We start from the raw sequence: 19,063 nt of genomic DNA on the forward strand, positions 1-19,063 counted from the left end.
TTCGGCAGGGCCGTCCACTATTCAATATCTGACGATGTTGCAAACTGGCATGTACAGCGGACAATCCGCCGTGCTGCCGAGCATCAGGTTTTTCCGAGCCGCGATATCCCAGGCCTCAGCGCATATTCGACAAATCTCGATTGCAGCGAAAGAGGTGGTGATGCGGGCGGCATGGCGAATTTGCAAAAGCACATCTGCAGCATCGACCGCAGTGCTCAAGGATGCTATTCTCTAACTTTATTCGGAGCAGTAATTGCTCCAAACAAATGGCCAAGGCCTCGCCTTTATTGTGTTCAGGCCCAGTCTCCGACCAAGTGGCCAAGATGGCGGGTCATGAGCTCTGCGGTGAGCGGCCCGTTTCCTGACACTATCGCGTCCAAAATAGGTTGATGTTCTTCTGCCGATCTCACCAATCCACCGCGCTCCGAAAGGGCCTTCAAACCGTATTGTCGCGACTGGTCGCGCAGATTTTCGACGATTGACAGCAGTTGCTCATTCTCAAGCAATTCCAGCAGGCGCAGATGAAACTGGCGATCCATATCGAGGTAGCCGACGATATCGCCGTCTTTAGCGTATGCAACCATTCTGGTCGCGAATTCCGAAAGCTCAGCGCTGCGGACTGTGACAATATCCTTCATGGCACTGAGCTTGACCATGGACGGTATTTCCAGAAGCATCCGGAGCTCGTAAATATTGCGGCGTTCCTTCTCACTGAGCGGAACGACTCGAAAGCCGCGGTTCTTCACGGTCTCCATTAGACCTTGGTTCACAAGGGTGAGCATCGCCTCACGAACAGGACTATTGGACACGCCCAGCTCTGCAGCCAAAGCCGCGGCTGAATAAATTTGACCTGGCACAAGGTCCCCGGATATCAGTCTTAGTTTGAGGACCTGAAGCGCCTGGTCCCGCAGATTTGTCTGCTGAAGAATATTTTCCACGAAATGTCACAATCGGTTATCGGTTATATTTTATATATGTCATTCGAGCTTTTGTTGCAAGTTGAGCAGAATTGCCCGTTTCCCAGCCATCTGACTGGTATTCGCGGCACGGGGATGCTGGATCTTTCGAAGTTCAGGTCTGCGGATTGGTGTCGAAACACCCACACGCGCTGCCTGCCGACTGTAGAGCGACGTTTCGGCACGCAAAGACGGTAAATAATAATACAGTGGAAGCCTGCACCCAAATTGCGACACGGGCTAAAGCATGAGCGAACTTATTATTTGAGATGGCTTTCTCACGGAAGATCGCTTCGGGTGTTTAGGTCTGAGGCATGCCGATGACATCGATCGAGCTAATCAACCTTGCGTCCAACGATCAATGCTTGTTGCCGGCTGTTCGGAAGCCACTAGAGATCGATTGCGACCAATAACAAACCAGGCTGAACAATGTAGTACTAAGCTCAGTGCGTGCAACGATGAGCATTAATCGCTGGATAACCCCACGCCCAGCGAATTTGCAGGAAGAATTTCTATGGAGAAGTGAGGAACATAGTTCCGGAGGGGAGTTAGAGAAACTCCCAAAGTATCCGAGGGATTAGTATTGCATGCCAATTATACAAATATGATATGCGCAAACGCTGGCTAATTCCTAGCTTGCCTGCTTTGATATTGTCCCACTCCAATCTTCGATAAGCTGATATATATGACTCGTCATCAGCTCTGCCGCTTTTGGAGCATCGCCCGCAAGAATGGCTTCGAGTATGTCTTCATGCTCAGTTGCGGAGCGCGAAAGGATCGTTTGAGCGGAGACGCCACCAACACCATATTGCCGGACCTGGTCGCGAAGGGTTTCTACCGTCGAAACCAAACATGGATTGTTGAGTATCCCTAGAAGCTGAAGGTGGAATCCCTTATCGACCGTCAAATACGCTACTATGTCATCCTGATCGGCATGCCGACGAAGATCAGCAAGCTTGGCGCGCAATTCAGGTTCCACTTTGCGCACCTCATCTGGAATAGTAGCCAGCTTCCGGATACTCGGTATTTCTAGCAGGAGCCGGACGCTATAGATATCCTCCAACTGTTTGCGCCGAATTGGGATAACACGAAACCCACGATTTCTGACGGTTTCCATCAGACCCTGATTTACCAGCGTTAGCATCGCCTCTCGTACCGGGCTATTCGAAACGCCGAGTTCGGCGGCCAGGGCTGCGGCCGAATAAATTTCACCCGATGCAAGCTTTCCTGAAATCAGTCGCGTCTTAAGAATCTCCAATACCTGCTGCCGGAGATTATGCTGCTGGATTTGAGGTTTCAAAGTGAGTCCCATGGATACTGATCGATTGCATATAACATAACACTCACCCAGTGCCGAGGGCAAACTGCTCGTGCCAAAATTTGAAGAGCTAGCTGATCTCAGCTTAAGCAAAGTGTAGAAAGAATTAAGGCTCCGCACCGATGAATTCTCTCGGCAGCAAGCCTAGCGCCGGAGACTGGTGGTTGGCCCGTGTGCGTCAACTACGGGCACGAGCACTGCTATACGATCCGGCGGCAGCGCATTACATGCCAGAGGTGCCGTCGACCCGATCGTGGTTCTGACTGCAGGCACCATCGCGATCGTCGCATCGCCTATTCTTAGTAACCGGTTCATCTTGAGGCGCCCTTATCCGATATGGATAGCGCGGGCTTATGGCGCGGCAGATTGGCTTCAGGAAGGCATCGACTATCAACATCGTCAATGGGATTCGCCGTTGGCTGAATCAAACTGTACACCAGCCTATCCCGACGCGAATAATGGCGATACTGTATCGCTCAGAAAGCTCAGCGACGATGCATTTTCCAGGTCGTCGGCCGAGGCTTCGAACTCGGCGAGCTCTATTCCCAAAATTCTCCCCTTCGGGATGGCTTCAAAAATAGCGCGCAGCGTTTCCGGCAGCAGGCCGTCGGCGATCGCGTAGGCCGCCGGCACGTGGCCCGGTTCAAGCACATCCCAGTCGACGTGTATCCACACCGGGGCATCCCCGATCAGCGACAAGATCGTTTCGGGCTTCGTTTCCGCCGGTGAAAGGATGCGCAGACCCGATCGTTGCAGCTGCTCTCCCTCAGCAGGATCGATGTCTCTTGCGCCGACGATCACAATTTGCGCGGGGTCAAGGCCACCGCCATGACCACTGTCCCAAAGCCCACATGCGGCCGCCAGAACCATGCCGCCGAGATATCCGCTCTGCGTGGTCTGCGGTGTGTTGAAGTCGCCATGCGCATCGATCCAGAGAACGACGGCATTGGGATGCACATGCGCGACGACGGGCAGAGTTGCCAGGCTCGCAGAACAGGTATTGGCGACCATGAGTAGCCTGTTGCCGCGCCCTAGAGTTCCGGCCGCGGCGTTCTGTAGAGCAGCCAGCGTTTCCCTTGCCTCGGGCAGGCTCCTTGACCAATCGTCTTCTTTCGCAAATGCGGGTGTTCCGATAAAGGTCGGCACCAGTCCGGTGAGTTCCTGGAGCGCTTTCGCTGTCAGTGCTGCGCCCGGTATGGCGCCGGGCGTCCTGTCGGCAATGCGGCCCTGGGATACGATGAATTCGAAGGTCAAAGGCTTGATCCGTTGTGTTGGAGCGGTTTCAGTGCCGAAAGGGATTTGCGTCGGCAAGTATCGCCAGCCCGTCGCCGAAGCCGGGATAAACGCGAGCGCCCAAGGCACGGAATCGTTCCGCCTTGTCGGCAAAGCCGATTCCGAGGAATTCCAGGCCCAGATTTTGCGCCGTTTTCAGATCCCAGATTCCATCGCCGATGGAGACGACCCTCTCGGTGCAGGCGATGCTGTATTTTTCCTTCGCCCGCAGGATCGCATGGGAGACGATTTCTTCTCTCGTCGGATACTCAGACGCCGTGACGAGCAGTTCTTCGTCGAAAGCAACATTGAGGGATGTCAGCTTCCGGAGCGCTCCGTGGCGGAGGCTGCCGGTAGCGAAGACCGGAATCCAGTCGGTTTGTCTGAGCGCAACCAAAAACTCGGCCGCGCCCGATATTGGAGCAACGGGATCGGTTTCTAGAACAGCATCGAACTCTAATCTGAAACGTTCCTCAAGCGCGGCATGGTCCGGTTGTTGGGACCAACCAGCCTCTTCCCAGGCTCCCTCGAAAGTTCCGCTGTCTGAATGATGCCGATAGACGGCCCAATCCGTCCGGAGTGCCGGAAATGCGAAGCTGCGAAGCGCCTTTTCAAAGGCTTTCTGGTGCTGTGCGACGCTATCGGTGAGCGTGCCGTCGATATCGAAGACGACGATGCTGTTTGTGGACATGGACTCTGTTCGGGGGCTGGTGTTTGGAAGGGATCGAATGCCGCCGCGAGTGTGATACCGGATATTACGGAGCGGCGCTCAACGACGATATGTTTTCATGGATATATCGATACTATATGACCATGGCAATTTCGAAGTTGCTATCTCGTTGGATCGGAAGGTGACGCATGTCTCAAAGCAACATCCATCTTTTCTCCTATGGCACGCTGCAACAGGAAAATATCCAGAAGGCGTCGTTCGGCCGGCTGCTGGCCAGGCGCCCTGATCCCATACTCTGATGTAAGAAAGAAATGGTCGAGGTCACCGATCCCAATGTGATCGCCAGGAGCGGTGAGAAATTTCATCCGATCGTCGTGCCGTCTTCCGATCTTGCAGCCCCGATCTCGGGCACGGTATTTCAGATAATTGCCGGTAACTTTCTATCGCCCTGGCAGAGAAGAAGCGATCGAATAATAGGCCCTTCGCAACTTGATCGAAGCGAGACCACCAGTGCGCCGATCAATACAGAGGGCATTTAACCGTTGGGGCCGGCAGCGCGTGCGACGCATCCAACGAATGGCGCGTGAGCCAAGACCAGCCGTACCGGCTCTAGGCAGAAAGATATCCTATCTCTCGCAGGACGCGCTCTGTCGTCCTTTCGAAAGCGAATATCTTGGCATCGGCTATGTCCGCTCGAAACCCGATGAAGAGCCTTCCGTTCTCGATATCAGGCGTGCAGGAGAGGGATTGGACCGTCCCTGCCGCCACATAGCGCCTGGCCATGGATGCAGGCAGAATGCCGGCACCGAGGGCTGCCGCAACAAGCTCGCCAATGACCGCGACACTATTGCAAATGATGATGCGCTCCGGTTTCAAGCCTTCGAGTGCAAACCAATGCATTACCTGCCGGTACATCGCGGATGGAGGTGGATTCGAAATGATCGGTCTGTCGGCCAGCACTTTTGGTGTGATCTCGCCCGGCAGGTGCCATGCCCTTGGAGCGACCCATTGCGTCGGCTGGGGGCCGAGCGGCCGCAGATCGAGCTTCTCATCACCCAGCGGATTCAACAGCACCGCCACATCCAGCCGGTTGTCGATCAGCATCCCCTCCAGGAGGGTGCTGGTCGTGACCGTCCACTCCGGCTCCAATGCAGGGTGATCGTCGGACAATCCGGCAAGCAGCGGCGCAAGGCAAGTGACGGCGAAACCTTCTGCAAGCCCCACCCGCAGCTGACCGACGACCTTCGGATCGAACTCCCGCTCCTTGATGCCGCGCATCTCGGCCATGATGGTTGCCGCGCGTGGCAACAGATCGCGCCCCTGCGCCGTGATTTCCAGCCCCCGGCTTCCCCTGTGAAACAAGTCGCTCGCGAGCGTCGTGCTCAACTCCTTGAGTCTCAGGGAAACCGTCGGTTGGGCAACGTGAAGCTGGTCCGCCGCCTTCTGGACTGAACCCAGCTGGGCTGTCCAATAGAAGGCCTCAATCTGGGCAAAGGTGATCCGCATTATTTAAAAAACCTATATCGGAAGCTCAGAAGAACAAATTTGCTCAGTAAAATCAATAATCCTATAGAAATATCTCAACGGTATGTGAATGGCCGATGGGGAGGAACAAGATCATGACTGAGCGTTCGGACATCATACTCAAAGTAAGGAAGAGGATCATTCCGATCCTGCTGCTGTGCTATTTTGCGGCCTTTCTGGACCGCGTGAATATCGGCTTTGCGGCGCTGACCATGAACGCTGATCTTGGCTTCAGCGCATCCGCTTTCGGCTTTGGCGCGGGAATATTCTTCCTCGGTTATGTTCTGTGCGAGCTGCCGAGCAACCTCATGCTTGCAAAGGTCGGGGCGCGGCTTTGGATTGCGCGCATATTGATCACATGGGGCGTTCTTTCGGCGCTCACCGCATTCGTCTGGTCGCCCGCCAGCTTCTATGTGGTCCGGGTGCTTCTCGGTGCCGCGGAAGCCGGCTTCTTTCCGGGCATCATCTTCTACATTACGCTTTGGTTTCCAAGAGCATATCGCGGCTCGACCTTCGCCCTCTTCAATGTCGCCGTTCCCTTGGCCTCGGTGATCGGTGCGCCGCTATCCGGATTGATTTTGCAGGGGTTCGACGGCGTGGCAGGCCTGCATGGCTGGCAGTGGATGTTCCTAATCGAGGGATTGCCCGCATTCATCATGGGCTTCGTGGTCCTCTTTACCTTGCCGGAATCACCTGAAACGGCGCAGTTCCTCACCCATGATGAACGGGGCTGGCTTGTCGACAGCCTGCGAAGCGATCGGCACATGCAGGAAGCGTCCGGACGTTTTTCCGCCGTGCAGGCGCTCGTCGATCCCAAGGTATTGTTGATGTGTCTGATTGCCGTCGGGCTGGTCATGGGCACAACCGGCATTGCCATCTGGATGCCGCAGTTCATCAAGCAATTCGGCCTCTCCAATCTGCAGACCAGCTTTGTTGCTGCTATTCCATCTGCCTTCATGGCAGTTGCAATGATCGTGGTGGGCCGGAGTTCGGATCGCAGGCGCGAGCGCGTCTGGCATACTGCCGGGCCATTTATCGTGAGCGCTCTCGGATTTCTGATCGCTGCCTTCTCGAGCAATCCGATTGTTTCGATGGCAGGCCTGACCTTAGGGGCGGCCGGAATTGGCGGCGCGTCGCCGACCATCTGGACATTCCCGTCGACGCTGCTGACGGGCACGGCCGCCGCCGCCGGGATCGCCCTCATCAATTCGGTCGGCAGTACCGGCGGTTTCTTTGGGCCCTCGATTATCGGCTGGGTTCGCGACGCGACGGGTGGCTTCCAGGGAGCGCTCATATTTCTGGCAATCGTCATGGCAGTGACCGCCAGTCTCATCCTCATTCTCGGTAGAAGCATGCGAGAGCTCCTTTCCCCGCTCGGTCGGGACGAGGCTCCGACAAAGGCATAATCATGAAGATCGACGAAATACGCCTTTATCATTTGGCTGCCATGTTGCCGGAGCCAATCGGCAACGCGCTGGTCTCCTTTCCGAAGCGGGAAACCTTGCTGGTGGAGATCGTGGCCGGTGACCTGGCGGGCTGGGGGGAGGCGTGGCTCTCACCCAGAACCGCGGCTGCCGCCATCGAATTCCAGCTGGCGGCACGGATACTCGGGCAGGATCCCTCCCACATATTGTCCGTGTGGCGGAATTTACGCCAGGCTGTCGAAGGAGAAACCGCCGCACCTGCCATCGCCGCTCTGGATATGGCGTTGCACGATTTGACCGCACGCGCCTACAAGATACCGGTGTCCACGCTTATCGGCGGTGCCAGGCGTCAACAGGTGACAGCCTATGCAAGCGGGCCTTTTTTCAAGCCTGGCGGACATCCTTACCGCGACTTTGAGCGGGAGATCGATGGATATCTGGAGGCGGGCTTTCGGGCCGTCAAGCTGAGAAGCGGATACAGGGTTGAAGACGATGCCAAGACGGTCCTTGCCGTTCGACGGCAAATCGGCGCTGATCGCGATCTGATGGTCGACTTCAATCAATCCTGCTCGGCCCGGCGCGCCATGCGAACCGCCGATCTCATGAAAGATGCCGATCTGCTGTGGATCGAAGAGCCGACTAAGCCGACGGATGCCGCCGGTTATCGCGCTTTCGCTGCTCATGCCGCAACCGCACTTGCCGGCGGAGAGACATTCACCAATGCGTCGGCATTCCTCCCGTTCCTGACGGGCGGATGCCTGGATATCCTGCAACCCGATATCGCGATCTGCGGTGGGCTGACCGGGGTCTCACAGGTAGGCGTACTCGCCGACCTTTACGATCGACCGCTCATACCGCATGTCTGGGGAAGCATCGTCAATTTTCATGCCGCCCTGCACTTCGCCTCGACATTGCCGGAACATAGAGGCGGTGGGCAAGCGCATTTTCCCTATCTGGAATTCGATGTCGGTCCCAATCCCTTACTCGAGCTGGTGCAAAGACCTGTCCTGAATGCCGATGGAACGATCAGCGTGCCGGACCTGCCAGGCCTCGGCGTGAACCTGAAGGCTGAAGACTTGCAACCCTATACCGCCGAATTCAGGAGGATCGCCTGATCGGACACTGCATGTCCGGTTTGCTCTTGCGCCTGGCACTTGGACGGCCTGACCAAACTTCTTCCATCTAGTTCGTTTTGCCGCCGAATAGATCGCAATGTCGCGATGCTCTATAGTCGCGCTCGGCAACGACTTCGGTAACTCCGCCAGCCTTGAAGATGATCCGTCTGGGTTCCTGTCCCTCAAAGGCTGGCCAATCACCGGCATTGGCGAAACCGGTTGGTGCGGTCAAGCTGCTCCAATAGCCCCGCATCAGCGAAGCGAGTTTCTCCTGTGACGCAGTCAGTCCGCCCGCGACGGTATCTTCGCCCCAGGCATAGGGCAGCTCTGCGCTATGCGGCACGCCTAGATCGAAGGAAGAGGGAACGTTTGCATAGGGTCTGATCGGTGCGCTCACATCGGCAAATTCATAAACATGCAGGGGTGTCCATTTCGCCAGAGCGGCGACGGCGATGCCCGTCGGGCAGATATATTTCTGTTCTGCATCCAGTTGTCCCAGTGCCAGTCCCGGATTGGTATCGGCGCCATCGCCATAGATCTTGAACGCGGCGTCGGCCTTGTTGCCCATTCGCGATCGCACTTCGGTTTCATATTGGGCCTTGTCTACGGGCTGATCGAGCAAATCGTTCGCCTCGTAGACGAACACGCGAGTCTCGTCGCGCGTATTGCCGACGATCATCGGCACATGATTGAATTCGCCTGTTTCAAATGCCTTCAGCGTTTCCAGCGGTTGTGCGTAGCCGCCATAAACCGTGCTGATGGTCATTTTGGACTTCGTCTGAGCATCCAGAATCTCGGCAGGGGATTTGGCGCGCAGGCAAGTCAACCGGTCTGTGGAAGCGGAGCAACCGATAGCTTCGACGAATTTCTCGCCCGATTTGACGGCCTCCTCGTTGGAAATGCTTGGGCAGTCCCGCCCGCTTTCGATGATGGCGCCCTGAAACAGCCCTTTGGCTTCCGGAGAGGCGACAGCGAAGCAGACACCTCTGGCGCCGGCGGATTGTCCGGCGATCGTCACGCGCCCCGGATCTCCGCCGAAGGCGGCGATATTTTCATGCACCCAGCGTAGAGCCTGGATCTTGTCGAGATCGCCGTAGTTTCCGCTGCTCTTGCCGTCCTTCGATTCCTTGTTGAGTTCCGGCAGTGCGAGGAAGCCTGCCGCGCCCAGGCGATAGTTGATCGTGACGACGATATTGCCCTCTTTGGCAAGTTCTTTGGGGTCCCAGTCCGTCTTGGCACCATTCACCGATCCGCCGCCGTGAAAGCCGACCATGACCGGCAGGCTCTTCCTGTCTGATGACGGCACGTAGATATTGAGGCTGAGACAATCCTCGTTCCAGCTCGCAGCCTTGCCCGGTCTCCAGTAAATGGCCTTCTGCATGCACTCATTGCCGGGCCGGTCTGCAGTGAAGGGCTGTTTGAATGGTTCGGCGGGCCGAGGTGCAGCCCAGCGCAGATCGCCAACAGGCGGCGCAGCATAGGGTATGCCTTGGAAGAGGGCGAGGCCATCGGATTGCGTGCCGATGATCTGCCCGACCGGAGCATAGACTGTCTGTGCCATCGCTGAGCTCGACAGAAAAATCAGCCTGGCGGCGCTCACGCAGGCGACAACGCTCAGATGACGGCGGCCGCAGGGCTTTCCGTTGATCATGTTTCACTCCTCAACGTTCAGGATCTGGATAGTTTGCCGAAGATGCCGCGTTTACCGGGGCAGGTCGGAACCGGAGAGATGCTGGGCTTCCATGACAGCCCGACGGTTGAGATCGTCCCGCTCCGGATAGGGGGTCTGGTTTGTGGCATGGGCATAGCCGTCGCGGAACCACATGAAGGCTCCGCCGGTGTCGGCCGACGTCTGAGGCCATTCGGGAAGACCGCCTCCGTTCGGGTTGCCCGTTTTGACGAAATTCGCCAGGTAGGACGACATGGTCTCCGCCATTCGACAATCGGCTACCGTCCATGCCCGCTGGCCCGGCACGTCCCGCATCGAATTCATGAAATACCAGAGGTCCGACGAATGGAACGAGCCATAGAATTCGGAATCGCGGCCAGGCGGCGCGTGGTTGAAATAGAAATCATAGACGTGCAGGTTCCGGTTTCTCGATTTCACCAGTTCCGAGGAGACCAGATAGTTCTGCAGATTGTAGTCGGCCCGGGCGCGCAGCCACATGCGATAGGCGTCGCGCGGATCGGACGGTCGATAGACCTTTTGCCAGTCATCGCCATAGCCGATCTTCTTCATGGCATCGTTGAATTCGGACTGGGACATGGTCTTGTCGGGACCGCCATTCAGCGAGCTATATTCGTTCGAAGTGCCGCCGATCATGATATCGAGGCCGTCAAGCGCGCCGGGACGCAGGAGATCGATGGACTCGCTGGTGAAGACATAGCCGTCGATGGCATGCTGGGCAGGAATATTGGTTGCCTTGTGCAGCGCTTCATAAAGCTGCGTCTTGCCGTCGGCGGCCATTTTGGAGATGAAGTCGTCCGTTGGAATTTGACGCAGATCGGCGAGCGTCATCGGCTTGCCGAATACCTGCTCGATGGCTTTTGCATTCGCTGTTTCCCGCTCGGCGAGCGGCATCATCGGCGAAGCGAAGAATCCCGTGAAGCCACTTTCGATGACTGCGCGGTGAAAGAGGCCCTTGGCCAGCGGCGAGCGCAGCAGCATGGTGGAATTGCGCGCTCCCGCGGATTGACCGCCGATGGTGACGTTGTCTGGATCGCCGCCGAAGCCGGCAATATTGTCCCGCACCCATTGCAGCGCCTTGATCTGATCCAGCATGGCATAGTTGCCGGAGACCTTCTGCGGGCTTTCCTGCGATAGTTCGGGAAGTGCCAGAAAGCCGAGTGCGCCGACGCGGTATTGGATCGCAACGACGATGATTCCCTTCGCCGCGAGTTTGGATGCGTAAAACTCCATCTCGGAAGCGTAGCCATGGTGGTTCGCGCCACCATGGATCCAGACATAGACCGGCAACTTGTCGGTCGTGCTGGCGGCAGGTGTCCAGACGTTGAGGTTGAGACCGTCTTCGCTGGCCTTGGGCATGAAAGCGGGGTCGAAATAGAATTCATCTCCCCAGAATTGGCCAACGGGATTTCCATGGATATCCTGAAGCGCTTGATCGCCCCAGTGGTCCGCCACCTTCACTCCATCCCATTTTTGCACCGGCTGCGGCGGCTTGAAGCGGTTTTCGCCTGCGGTCGGGCCGGCAAAGGGGACGCCTTTGAAAACCTGAACGCCCGGCACATCCGTCGCCACGCCTCGCAGAAGACCGCCATCCACCTTGACGACGTCGACGGGCGATCCAGCATTGGCCGCGCCAACAAGCGGCGTGATCGATAGGGCGATAGTTGTGGCCAAAAGCCGAACATAGTTCCCTATCGTCGACGTCAACACTGGCTGCATTGGCTGGATCCTCCTCTTGGGTCTTGGCCGAACCAACTTTAGACAGCGCCTGGCCGTGCTGCGTATTGGTTGGATGGTTTGCATTGCGGTCTTGAAAATGGCGCCCCGCCAGCTATGCGTTTCCTTAGGGAGCGGAGCAGCCATCCTGCGGCTGTTGTCGTCGGTCGTCATTCGCTTAAAAGAGCGCCTGCCGCCTGCAGCAGCTTTCGATCCGGGTCCTCGGCAACCCGGGATTGCCTGTCAAAGATCATGGTCGTACCGTGTCCGATCGTATAGGCGGGCCAGTCCGGCAGGCCTTCTGCGCTCGGCTTGCCGCTGCGGGCAAAATTGACCCATGCCTGGCTCATCTTGTCCGACAGGGCAATCGCATCTGGTCCGCCGCCGGTCGAGGTCTTGACCAGCGCGGCATTGGCAAAGACGTAAGGAAGCTCGGAGCAATGCCAGGCCATGGCTATGCCATCCATGACGGGCGACTCATAGGCGAACATATAGGAATAGACCGGCGCTCCGCCCTGCTTGGCCTTGAGATCGAGATCACGGATGGTGCCGGGCCGAAACCGAAGATCGACGAAGAAGGCATCGCCGAGCTTCTTTTCCGGATAGGCTTCGAGGAATGCCTTTCCGACGGCATCGGCCTTATCGCCGAAGCGCTGTGCGAGCTTGGCTCTGGCCTGCTCCTCGCTCCAATCGTTCTTGTTGTCGGCGAGAAGATCGGCAGGTTTGTTGCTGATTACGGTTTCGAACTCATTAAGGGTATTGCCGACCATCAGGGGAATGTCTCTGGCCTGATCGACCCATTTTGCTCCAACCGGATTTTCCGGAATGAAATCGCCGTCGAGGACCGGGGCCCAACGGGCATCCTTGGCCCCTTGGGCCGCCGCGTCCTTGATCGCCTTGTCAGAGGCCGCCAGGAGCTCGTAGTAGTCGACATCGGCAAGCTTATCGACGTCTTGGGGCTTCAGGCCCAGATTAGCCAAGGTGAGTTCGGCAATTTTGCGCGAGGATGCCTGATCGGTGACCGAGTCAACCCGCGACCCGCTTTCGACGATCGCCTTTTGGAACAGGCCTTTGCCCGAGGGGGTGCCCATCAAAGCGCGGACCTTGTAGCCGCCGCCCGACTGGCCGAAGATCGTCACGTTTGACGGGTCGCCGCCAAAGGCCTGGATGTTTTCGTGCACCCATTTCAGCGCCGCCACCAGATCCGTCATGCTGGCATTGCCGGAAAGCTTGTATTTCTCTCCGTAAGCCGACAGGTCGAGAAAGCCGAGAACGTTCAGCCGGTGGTTCAGGGTTACGACGACCACTCCTCCCTTTTTGCTGAGATTCTGCCCATCGTAGGAAGTAAGTTCGATTCCTGAGCCGTTGGTGAAGCCGCCGCCATGGATCCACACCATGACCGGCCGCTTGTTTCCGTCATTTACGCCTGGTGTCCAGATATTCAGGAATTGGCAGTTCTCGCTCATCGGCAGATAGCGATGTGGATTGAACAGTTCATCCCCGGCGACGGTTTTCATCGGCGGAATGAAGCAATTCTCGCCGTAGGTGACCGCAGGCCGTATCCCGTTCCACGGCTTGACCTCGGAGGCAGGCATGAAACGCTCGGCCTGCGCGTAGGGAACTCCAAGATAGCTGTAGATTCCGTCGCTGAGAGCACCGAGAAGGGCGCCCTGCTTGGTTTGCACCACAGTCTTGTCTTGCGAGGCGACAAATTCGTCTGCGTGAGGGGATGTCAATGTCAGACCAAGAAAAGCCGCGCAAAGCGCTAGCACCTTCAGATTTATTCCAAATTTCCGCTGCATCGAACACGATCCTCCCATTTTGATGTTCAGTTCAGCAGTTGTTTTTTCGAGCCACCGACAAATGAATTGTGACTGGAAACGCAATTATTGGCTTGTCAGCCTGGGCACCGGCCCTCTTGCCTTCGCTTGTCGGCCGAGTTTCCGCGCCTCACGCGGAAGTCGGCGTCAGACCAGACGAACAGAAGCTTGGATTGTGGTCGTTTAGGCTCGCTCCGTGTCCGCATGTCCGGCCGAGAGCCCATGCGAATGACAGAAATGAAGTAGATCCAAGGAAAGCTGGAAAGCCGGCAGCCTGTCGCAACGGAGAGGATGCCGAATTCATGCGCAATGGTGCATGGGCCATTGGAACGCCGTCGTCGGCCGACATGGCAGCCGGTGATCGTGGAAAAATCAGAAATCCGATAAGGCTGCGCGTCGTCATCATGGGTTCCTCCCGCCATGGTGCCTGAGGACGCATATTTAGGGCATCAGCCCGTATGTCTAATTGGAATTATCATGCAAAAACGCATAGGATTTTCCAATGAATGCTGTTCATTGCCGAGATCGGGCATTGGGAGGCCTTGGAGCCTGATCGTGGAGATCTCAGGGTAGCCATCCTTGCCCTATTTGTGAGAATTTCGGAAATTCTTGTGTAAGACGAAATTCTAGACTTCGAACACGCCGAATTTAAACATGCGAGCGGGGTCAACGTGCAACCAGTTTTACCGGATGGGATGCGGTCGAAGCGCATCATCGGCTGGAGGCTGGTTTAGGGGAAATTATCTTCGCGGCTTGATCCGCCTGCGCTCGGACAGAAAGCCGCAAGATCGTCATTCTTCGAAGTATTTCAACGACCTTGCAGTGTCCTCGATCACCGTGATCAAGGCGTTTGTCTGCATTTGATCCGAGGTAACCCTGTCGGCGACGAACACGCGCCCGTCCCGCAGGCTGGGATCGGTCCTTAGTTTGCGGAGGGCTCCTGGCAGGGGATAGGCGTCGATCACTTTGGTTGGGAAGATGCCGATGCCAAGGCCGGCGGCGACGAGCTGGAGGGCCGCATTCAAGCTTGAGCAAAGGCAGACATTCTCGGGCATGACCTTTTCTTCGGAGAACCAGCCCAGCGTTCCTCGATACATTGCCGTTGGTGGCGGAGTTGTAATGACGGGCAGTTTTGTAAGATCGCGAGGGCAGGCGCCGATCTCTGGAAAGGCTGCCGCCGACGCTGCCCAACTGTTAGCTTGGCGGCCGAGTGCGAACAGGCGCACCTCGCGTAGCCCGATCGGGTCGACAAGAATGGCAAGATCAAGCTCGCCGTCGGCGAGTTGCTGTTCGAGGCCAGCACTTGTCGCGATCGTCCATTCGGGCCTTAGCAATGGGAAGTCCCTCTGGAGGGCAGCAATAAGCGTTGCCATGCAGGCAACTGCAAATCCCTCGGCCATGCCGATCCGGAGTGTGCCCGAAATTTCCGGCACCCGGGATGCTCTCTTCAGGTCCTCATAGGCATCGAGCACGATCCTGGTGCGTGACAGGAACGCGTGTCCCTGACGTGTGAGGCGTAGCCTGCGTCCATATTTCTCGAACAGCGGAGCCGGAACTTCCGCTTCCAGTTGTTTCAGGCGAAGAGACAAGGAGGGCTGCGTCACGTTCAAGCGGTCCGCGGCCTTTTGAACGCTGCCGAGCTCAGCGGTCCAACGGAACGCTTCGAGTTGGCCAATGGAAAAGTTATTCATAGTATATACCTATGTATTAAGGCTAATTTTTCCAATTAGACATGTCAATCATATATGTGGCTATTTCCTCTCCGGGAGCAATAGGGAGGATCACATGAAGACGACTATGCAGGGTAATGGGCCTTCGCTATCGCGGCGAACGCTCCTGAAGAGCACCGCTATGCTCTCTGGTGCCGCCGTCGCCGGCGAGTTTTTTCCCGCTCCGGCCATTTCCGCGACCACGACGATCAATGTGCTTTCGCTCGGCGAAGGCATGTTCGGTCAGCCATTCGTCGATCTATCGCCGGAATTCACCAAGGCGACCGGGATCAAGATCAACAACATCACCATGGGCTACAACGAGGCAATCCAGAAACAGGTCGCCGCCTTTGCCGCTGGCAGCTCGTCCTACGACGTCGTCCAGGTGGATTCGATTTATCTCAAGGGCTATGCGAAGGCCGGCCATCTTCTGGCGCTGGATGATCTGATCCCGGCCGAGGAGCTGAAGGACTTCTTCTCTGATATCCCGCAGACGTTCAAGGACATGTACGGCGCCGATGGCAAGACCTATGGCATGGCAACGATCGGCAATTGCCAGCGCCTGATCTACAACAAGGCGCATCTCGATGCCGTCGGCCTCGACCTGCCGCAGACCTGGGACGACCTTCTCAAGGCATCGCAGAAGGTCGTAGATCCGAAGGTCTCCCGCTTCGGTTTCATTGCCGGCACCGAGCGTCTCGCCAAGGCCTTCGGTGTCTGGTTGCCGATCTACTGGGCGAATGGCGGCGTCCTGTTCGACGACAAGATGAAGCCGATTTTCGCCGATCAGAATGGTATCGATTCCCTGGCTTTCCTGCTGGAACTCGTCAAGACCATGCCGCCGGGAGGTGCAGCCTACACGGAAAGTGACGAAGTCAAGGCGATGGCAAGCGGCCTCGGTACGCTCGATCCGGTCGCGTGGATTCCAGATGCGCAAGTCACCGCGGATGCCAAGACGAAGCCGCAGTTGCAGAGTGCGGTGCCGCCGAAGGGCAAGGTCTGCAGTGCGCCCGTCATGGGTGGCCTTGGCCTTACCGTATCGAAATACTGCCAGGATCCGAAGCCGGCTGCCCAATATGTCGCCTGGTTCAACAGCCGCGATGTCCAGTCAAGCATGATCGTCCAGCATGGCGGTCAGCCCTGCCGCAATTCCGCCTGGGCTGCGAATGCGACCGCCAAGCCCTGGTTTTCGGCGGTTGCCGAGAGCCTCAAGCTGGCGAAGGTACGCCCGCAGATTCCGGAATGGAGCCAGGTCGACGGCGAGGTCGGCATACAGCTTAGCCGCGCCTTCGCCGGCGAGATATCGCCGAAGGAGGCATTGGAGACCGCGCAGAAATCCGTCGACCAGATCATGCGCGATGCGGGTTACTATTGATGCAGATGACGTCACGACGCGTCGCCTGCGCTTTCATCGCGCCCAGCCTTTTGTGCCTGCTCGGCATCATCGGCTGGCCGCTGGTGCAGGCCGTGTCGATCAGCCTCTATCGCTGGAACCTGATTTCCGGCGTCAAGCGCTGGAATGGACTTCAGAACTTCATCGATATTCTGACCTCCGCCGACACCTTGCGTGTTGTCGGTGTCACCGTCGTCTACACCGGTCTCTCCGTCCTTCTGGAACTCGTGCTGGGATTGGCGCTTGCACTGCTCATCAGGCATGGCCTGCAGAAGAACTGGTCGGGTTTTGCGGTTTTCCGCGTCGTGCTCTGCATCCCGATCATGATAGCGCCGCTGATCTGGGCCTTCTATTTCAAGAGCATGTACAGTCCGCAGTTCGGAATGTTCAACATCGTTCTTTCGTGGCTCGGCATCTCTCCGGTTGCCTGGGTCAACAGCCCGAGCATTGCCATTTACAGCCTGATCGTCGCCGATGCTTGGCAGTGGACGCCTTTCATGTTCGCAGTCCTGCTTGCTGGCCTGCTGACATTGCCGGAAGAGGTGATAGAAGCAGCGGTCATCGACGGGGCGACCCGCTTGCAGGTTCTTCGTCTTGTCGAGCTGCCGCTGCTGAAGCCGATCCTGATGGTCGCGCTGCTGCTTCGCCTCATCGATTCGTTGAAGAACATAGATCTGATCATCGTCATCACACAGGGCGGCCCCGGCACGAGCACCGAGATTCTGAACTACTACGCTTACAGTACCAGCTTCCAGGGCTTTCAGATGGGGTCCGGCGCGGCACTTGCTCTCATCGTCTTCGTCGTCATCATGGCGCTCGTGCTTGTCTTGATGGCAGCGCTCAACCGCACCGGCACAAAGGAAGCTCGGGCATGAAGACCAAGCTTCTCTATGCCTTGGCCTTGGTCGCCTGCGCCCTCACAATCCTCCCCCCGCTCTGGGCGCTGTTTGTCTCCTTCTCCGTACAGACGGATGCCGGCCCGGGGCTCGGCCTGGAAAACTATCGCGACGTCCTGTCCCAGGAGCAGTTCTGGGCGGCACTTTGGCATTCTTTCCTGACGGCAACCGCAAGCACGCTGGTTTCGATCGTGCTCGGGTCGATGGCTGCCTTCGGCATGACCCGTCTCGGAAGCAGGTTCGACCGTCTGGCGCTCGCCATTCTGGCAATGCGCATGATCCCCAGTATAGTGCTGGTCATTCCATTCTACCTGTTCTTCCGCAGCACGGGTCTCCTGGATTCAGTCTTCGGTCTGACCACAACCTATCTGACCTTTTCGCTGCCTTTTGCCATTTGGATGATCCAGGGTTTCTTTGCGGCTATCCCCGAGACGATCGATGAGGCGGCGCGGCTGGACGGAGCAAATTCCTGGACGATCCTCTGGCGGATCGTCCTGCCGATCGCCGCAGGGCCGATCCTGACCACCGCCGTCCTGATCTTCTGTTTTTGCTGGAACGAGTTCCTGTTCGCTTTGGTGCTGACCGATCGCAATGCGCTGACCTTCCTGCCGCTCCTGATGCGCTATGTGCCGCCTCAGGGGCCGCTTTACGGCCAGATCTTTGCGGGTTCGACGATCTATTTCATCGTGCCGATCGTGGCGCTCGCGTTGATCCGAAAGCAACTGGGAAGGGGCTTCGTCGCCGGAAGCGTGAAGTAGATGGGGATTGACCAGATGGGAGACGAGTCCATGAAGCTACTTGATAACAAGGTTTGCATCATCACCGGCGGTAGCGGCAGCCTTGGCCTGGCATCGGCACGCCTGTTTCTGCAGCATGGCGCCAAAGTTCTCCTGGTCGATCTCGATACGGATACGCTGCAGGCCGCGCGCTCGCAGCTGGGATCGCCAGATGTCGAGATTTTCACCGGCGACGTCTCGGAAGCGGAAACGGTGCAGGCCTATGTCGATGCCGCCGCCGCCAAATGGGGAGCAATCGACGTCCTCTTCAGCAACGCCGGCAACTATGGGGCAATCGGCAGGCTCGAAGACTACGACGAGGAAGCGTTCGATCGCACTTATCGCATCCACGTGAAGGGCGCTTTCCTTGCATGCAAGTATGGTCCCCGCAGGATGCGCGATGGTGGCAGCATTATCGTAACGTCGAGCATGGCCGGCACGAGAGGCGGGGAGGGGGCAGGCCAGAACATCGCCTATGTCACGGCCAAGCATGCGCAAACTGGGGTCGTGCGGGCCGCTGCGCGTGCTCTTGCCCCGCGGGGCATCCGGGTCAACTCGCTCAATCCAGGACCGATCGCCAATGGTTTCCAGCAGGAGATCGAAGACCGGATCGGTGCGCTCAACGGTGTGAACGTTACCCAGCAGATCGACCAGGAAATTCCCCTGGGGCGTCACGCCGATCCGGCCGAGGTCGCCAACGTGGCGCTCTATCTGGCCTCAGGGATGAGCAGCTTCGTCACCGGCCATATCCACGCAGTCGACGGCGGACTGGCATCGTGAACGAAGA

Annotated in this window: 18 protein-coding genes; 8 read left to right on the plus strand and 10 right to left on the minus strand. The window is 57.5% G+C overall.

What is annotated here, in order from left to right; translation table 11 throughout:
- Positions 1 to 21: 21 nt before the first annotated feature.
- The 5 genes from GA0061103_RS34770 to GA0061103_RS16905 all read right to left on the minus strand — a co-directional run bounded on the left by GA0061103_RS34770 (position 22) and on the right by GA0061103_RS16905 (position 4,237).
- On the minus strand, positions 22 to 219 hold the full coding sequence (locus tag GA0061103_RS34770; RefSeq protein WP_141694438.1) for a hypothetical protein: 198 nt from the start codon (positions 217 to 219) through the stop codon (positions 22 to 24).
- A gap of 74 nt (positions 220 to 293) precedes the next feature.
- Positions 294 to 938, minus strand: coding sequence for a GntR family transcriptional regulator (locus GA0061103_RS16890; protein WP_092713062.1), 645 nt, complete (start codon positions 936 to 938; stop codon positions 294 to 296).
- A gap of 649 nt (positions 939 to 1,587) precedes the next feature.
- A complete protein-coding gene (locus GA0061103_RS16895; protein WP_092713064.1) occupies positions 1,588 to 2,268 on the minus strand; it encodes a GntR family transcriptional regulator in 681 nt (226 codons plus the stop codon).
- Positions 2,269 to 2,715: 447 nt separating this feature from the next.
- Entirely contained in the window at positions 2,716 to 3,528 is an 813-nt protein-coding gene (locus tag GA0061103_RS16900; RefSeq protein WP_092713066.1) for an arginase family protein, read from the minus strand.
- Between the two features lie 28 nt (positions 3,529 to 3,556).
- A complete protein-coding gene (locus GA0061103_RS16905; protein WP_092713068.1) occupies positions 3,557 to 4,237 on the minus strand; it encodes an HAD family hydrolase in 681 nt (226 codons plus the stop codon).
- A 290-nt stretch (positions 4,238 to 4,527) separates the two neighbouring features.
- Between GA0061103_RS16905 and GA0061103_RS16910 the strand changes: the two genes are divergently transcribed.
- Complete coding sequence (locus tag GA0061103_RS16910; protein WP_092713070.1) at positions 4,528 to 4,755, plus strand: hypothetical protein; 228 nt, start codon at positions 4,528 to 4,530, stop codon at positions 4,753 to 4,755.
- A 70-nt stretch (positions 4,756 to 4,825) separates the two neighbouring features.
- On the opposite strand, the gene GA0061103_RS16915 is transcribed toward GA0061103_RS16910, so the two are convergent.
- Positions 4,826 to 5,722, minus strand: a complete 897-nt coding sequence (locus GA0061103_RS16915) for a LysR family transcriptional regulator (RefSeq protein WP_092713072.1) — start codon at positions 5,720 to 5,722, stop codon at positions 4,826 to 4,828.
- Between the two features lie 113 nt (positions 5,723 to 5,835).
- On the opposite strand from GA0061103_RS16915, the gene GA0061103_RS16920 reads away from it, so the two are divergent.
- Both GA0061103_RS16920 and GA0061103_RS16925 read left to right on the plus strand, forming a co-directional pair.
- Positions 5,836 to 7,146, plus strand: a complete 1,311-nt coding sequence (locus GA0061103_RS16920; RefSeq protein WP_092713074.1) for an MFS transporter — start codon at positions 5,836 to 5,838, stop codon at positions 7,144 to 7,146.
- Between the two features lie 2 nt (positions 7,147 to 7,148).
- Complete coding sequence (locus GA0061103_RS16925) at positions 7,149 to 8,279, plus strand: mandelate racemase/muconate lactonizing enzyme family protein (protein ID WP_092713076.1); 1,131 nt, start codon at positions 7,149 to 7,151, stop codon at positions 8,277 to 8,279.
- 67 nt (positions 8,280 to 8,346) lie between these two features.
- On the opposite strand, the gene GA0061103_RS16930 is transcribed toward GA0061103_RS16925, so the two are convergent.
- The 3 genes from GA0061103_RS16930 to GA0061103_RS16940 form a co-directional block, all read right to left on the minus strand.
- Positions 8,347 to 9,930: a carboxylesterase/lipase family protein gene (locus GA0061103_RS16930; RefSeq protein WP_092713078.1), complete on the minus strand. Its 1,584-nt coding sequence runs from the start codon at positions 9,928 to 9,930 to the stop codon at positions 8,347 to 8,349.
- Positions 9,931 to 9,981: 51 nt separating this feature from the next.
- Positions 9,982 to 11,685 (minus strand): carboxylesterase/lipase family protein, encoded by a 1,704-nt coding sequence (locus tag GA0061103_RS16935; protein WP_092713080.1) that lies wholly within the window; start codon positions 11,683 to 11,685, stop codon positions 9,982 to 9,984.
- Positions 11,686 to 11,852: 167 nt separating this feature from the next.
- Complete coding sequence (locus tag GA0061103_RS16940; protein WP_092713082.1) at positions 11,853 to 13,484, minus strand: carboxylesterase/lipase family protein; 1,632 nt, start codon at positions 13,482 to 13,484, stop codon at positions 11,853 to 11,855.
- A 320-nt stretch (positions 13,485 to 13,804) separates the two neighbouring features.
- Here GA0061103_RS16940 and GA0061103_RS35575 point away from each other — a divergent pair, with 320 nt between their 5' ends.
- Positions 13,805 to 13,933 carry a hypothetical protein gene (locus GA0061103_RS35575; protein ID WP_280949799.1) on the plus strand — a complete coding sequence of 43 codons (129 nt, stop codon included), beginning with the start codon at positions 13,805 to 13,807 and terminating at the stop codon, positions 13,931 to 13,933.
- A gap of 360 nt (positions 13,934 to 14,293) precedes the next feature.
- Here GA0061103_RS35575 and GA0061103_RS16945 read toward each other — a convergent pair whose 3' ends face one another.
- Positions 14,294 to 15,193 (minus strand): LysR family transcriptional regulator, encoded by a 900-nt coding sequence (locus GA0061103_RS16945; protein WP_092713084.1) that lies wholly within the window; start codon positions 15,191 to 15,193, stop codon positions 14,294 to 14,296.
- A gap of 94 nt (positions 15,194 to 15,287) precedes the next feature.
- On the opposite strand from GA0061103_RS16945, the gene GA0061103_RS16950 reads away from it, so the two are divergent.
- Genes GA0061103_RS16950 through GA0061103_RS16965 form a run of 4 tightly spaced genes read left to right on the plus strand, consistent with a single transcriptional unit; the run spans position 15,288 to position 19,056 of the window.
- Positions 15,288 to 16,586, plus strand: coding sequence for an ABC transporter substrate-binding protein (locus tag GA0061103_RS16950; protein WP_167376602.1), 1,299 nt, complete (start codon positions 15,288 to 15,290; stop codon positions 16,584 to 16,586).
- The gene (locus GA0061103_RS16955) at positions 16,586 to 17,479 is read left to right on the plus strand and encodes a carbohydrate ABC transporter permease (RefSeq protein WP_092713088.1); all 894 of its coding nucleotides are present in this window, start codon (positions 16,586 to 16,588) and stop codon (positions 17,477 to 17,479) included. Before GA0061103_RS16950 ends, GA0061103_RS16955 begins: the two co-directional genes overlap by 1 nt.
- Positions 17,476 to 18,258 carry a carbohydrate ABC transporter permease gene (locus GA0061103_RS16960; protein ID WP_092713090.1) on the plus strand — a complete coding sequence of 261 codons (783 nt, stop codon included), beginning with the start codon at positions 17,476 to 17,478 and terminating at the stop codon, positions 18,256 to 18,258. The genes GA0061103_RS16955 and GA0061103_RS16960 overlap by 4 nt, the downstream gene beginning before the upstream one ends.
- A gap of 30 nt (positions 18,259 to 18,288) precedes the next feature.
- On the plus strand, positions 18,289 to 19,056 hold the full coding sequence (locus GA0061103_RS16965; RefSeq protein WP_092713092.1) for an SDR family NAD(P)-dependent oxidoreductase: 768 nt from the start codon (positions 18,289 to 18,291) through the stop codon (positions 19,054 to 19,056).
- The last annotated feature ends 7 nt before the right edge of the window (positions 19,057 to 19,063 follow it).

It is taken from the genome of Martinezella multihospitum (genome assembly GCF_900094585.1).
Classification (GTDB): Bacteria; Pseudomonadota; Alphaproteobacteria; order Rhizobiales; family Rhizobiaceae; genus Rhizobium; species Rhizobium multihospitium.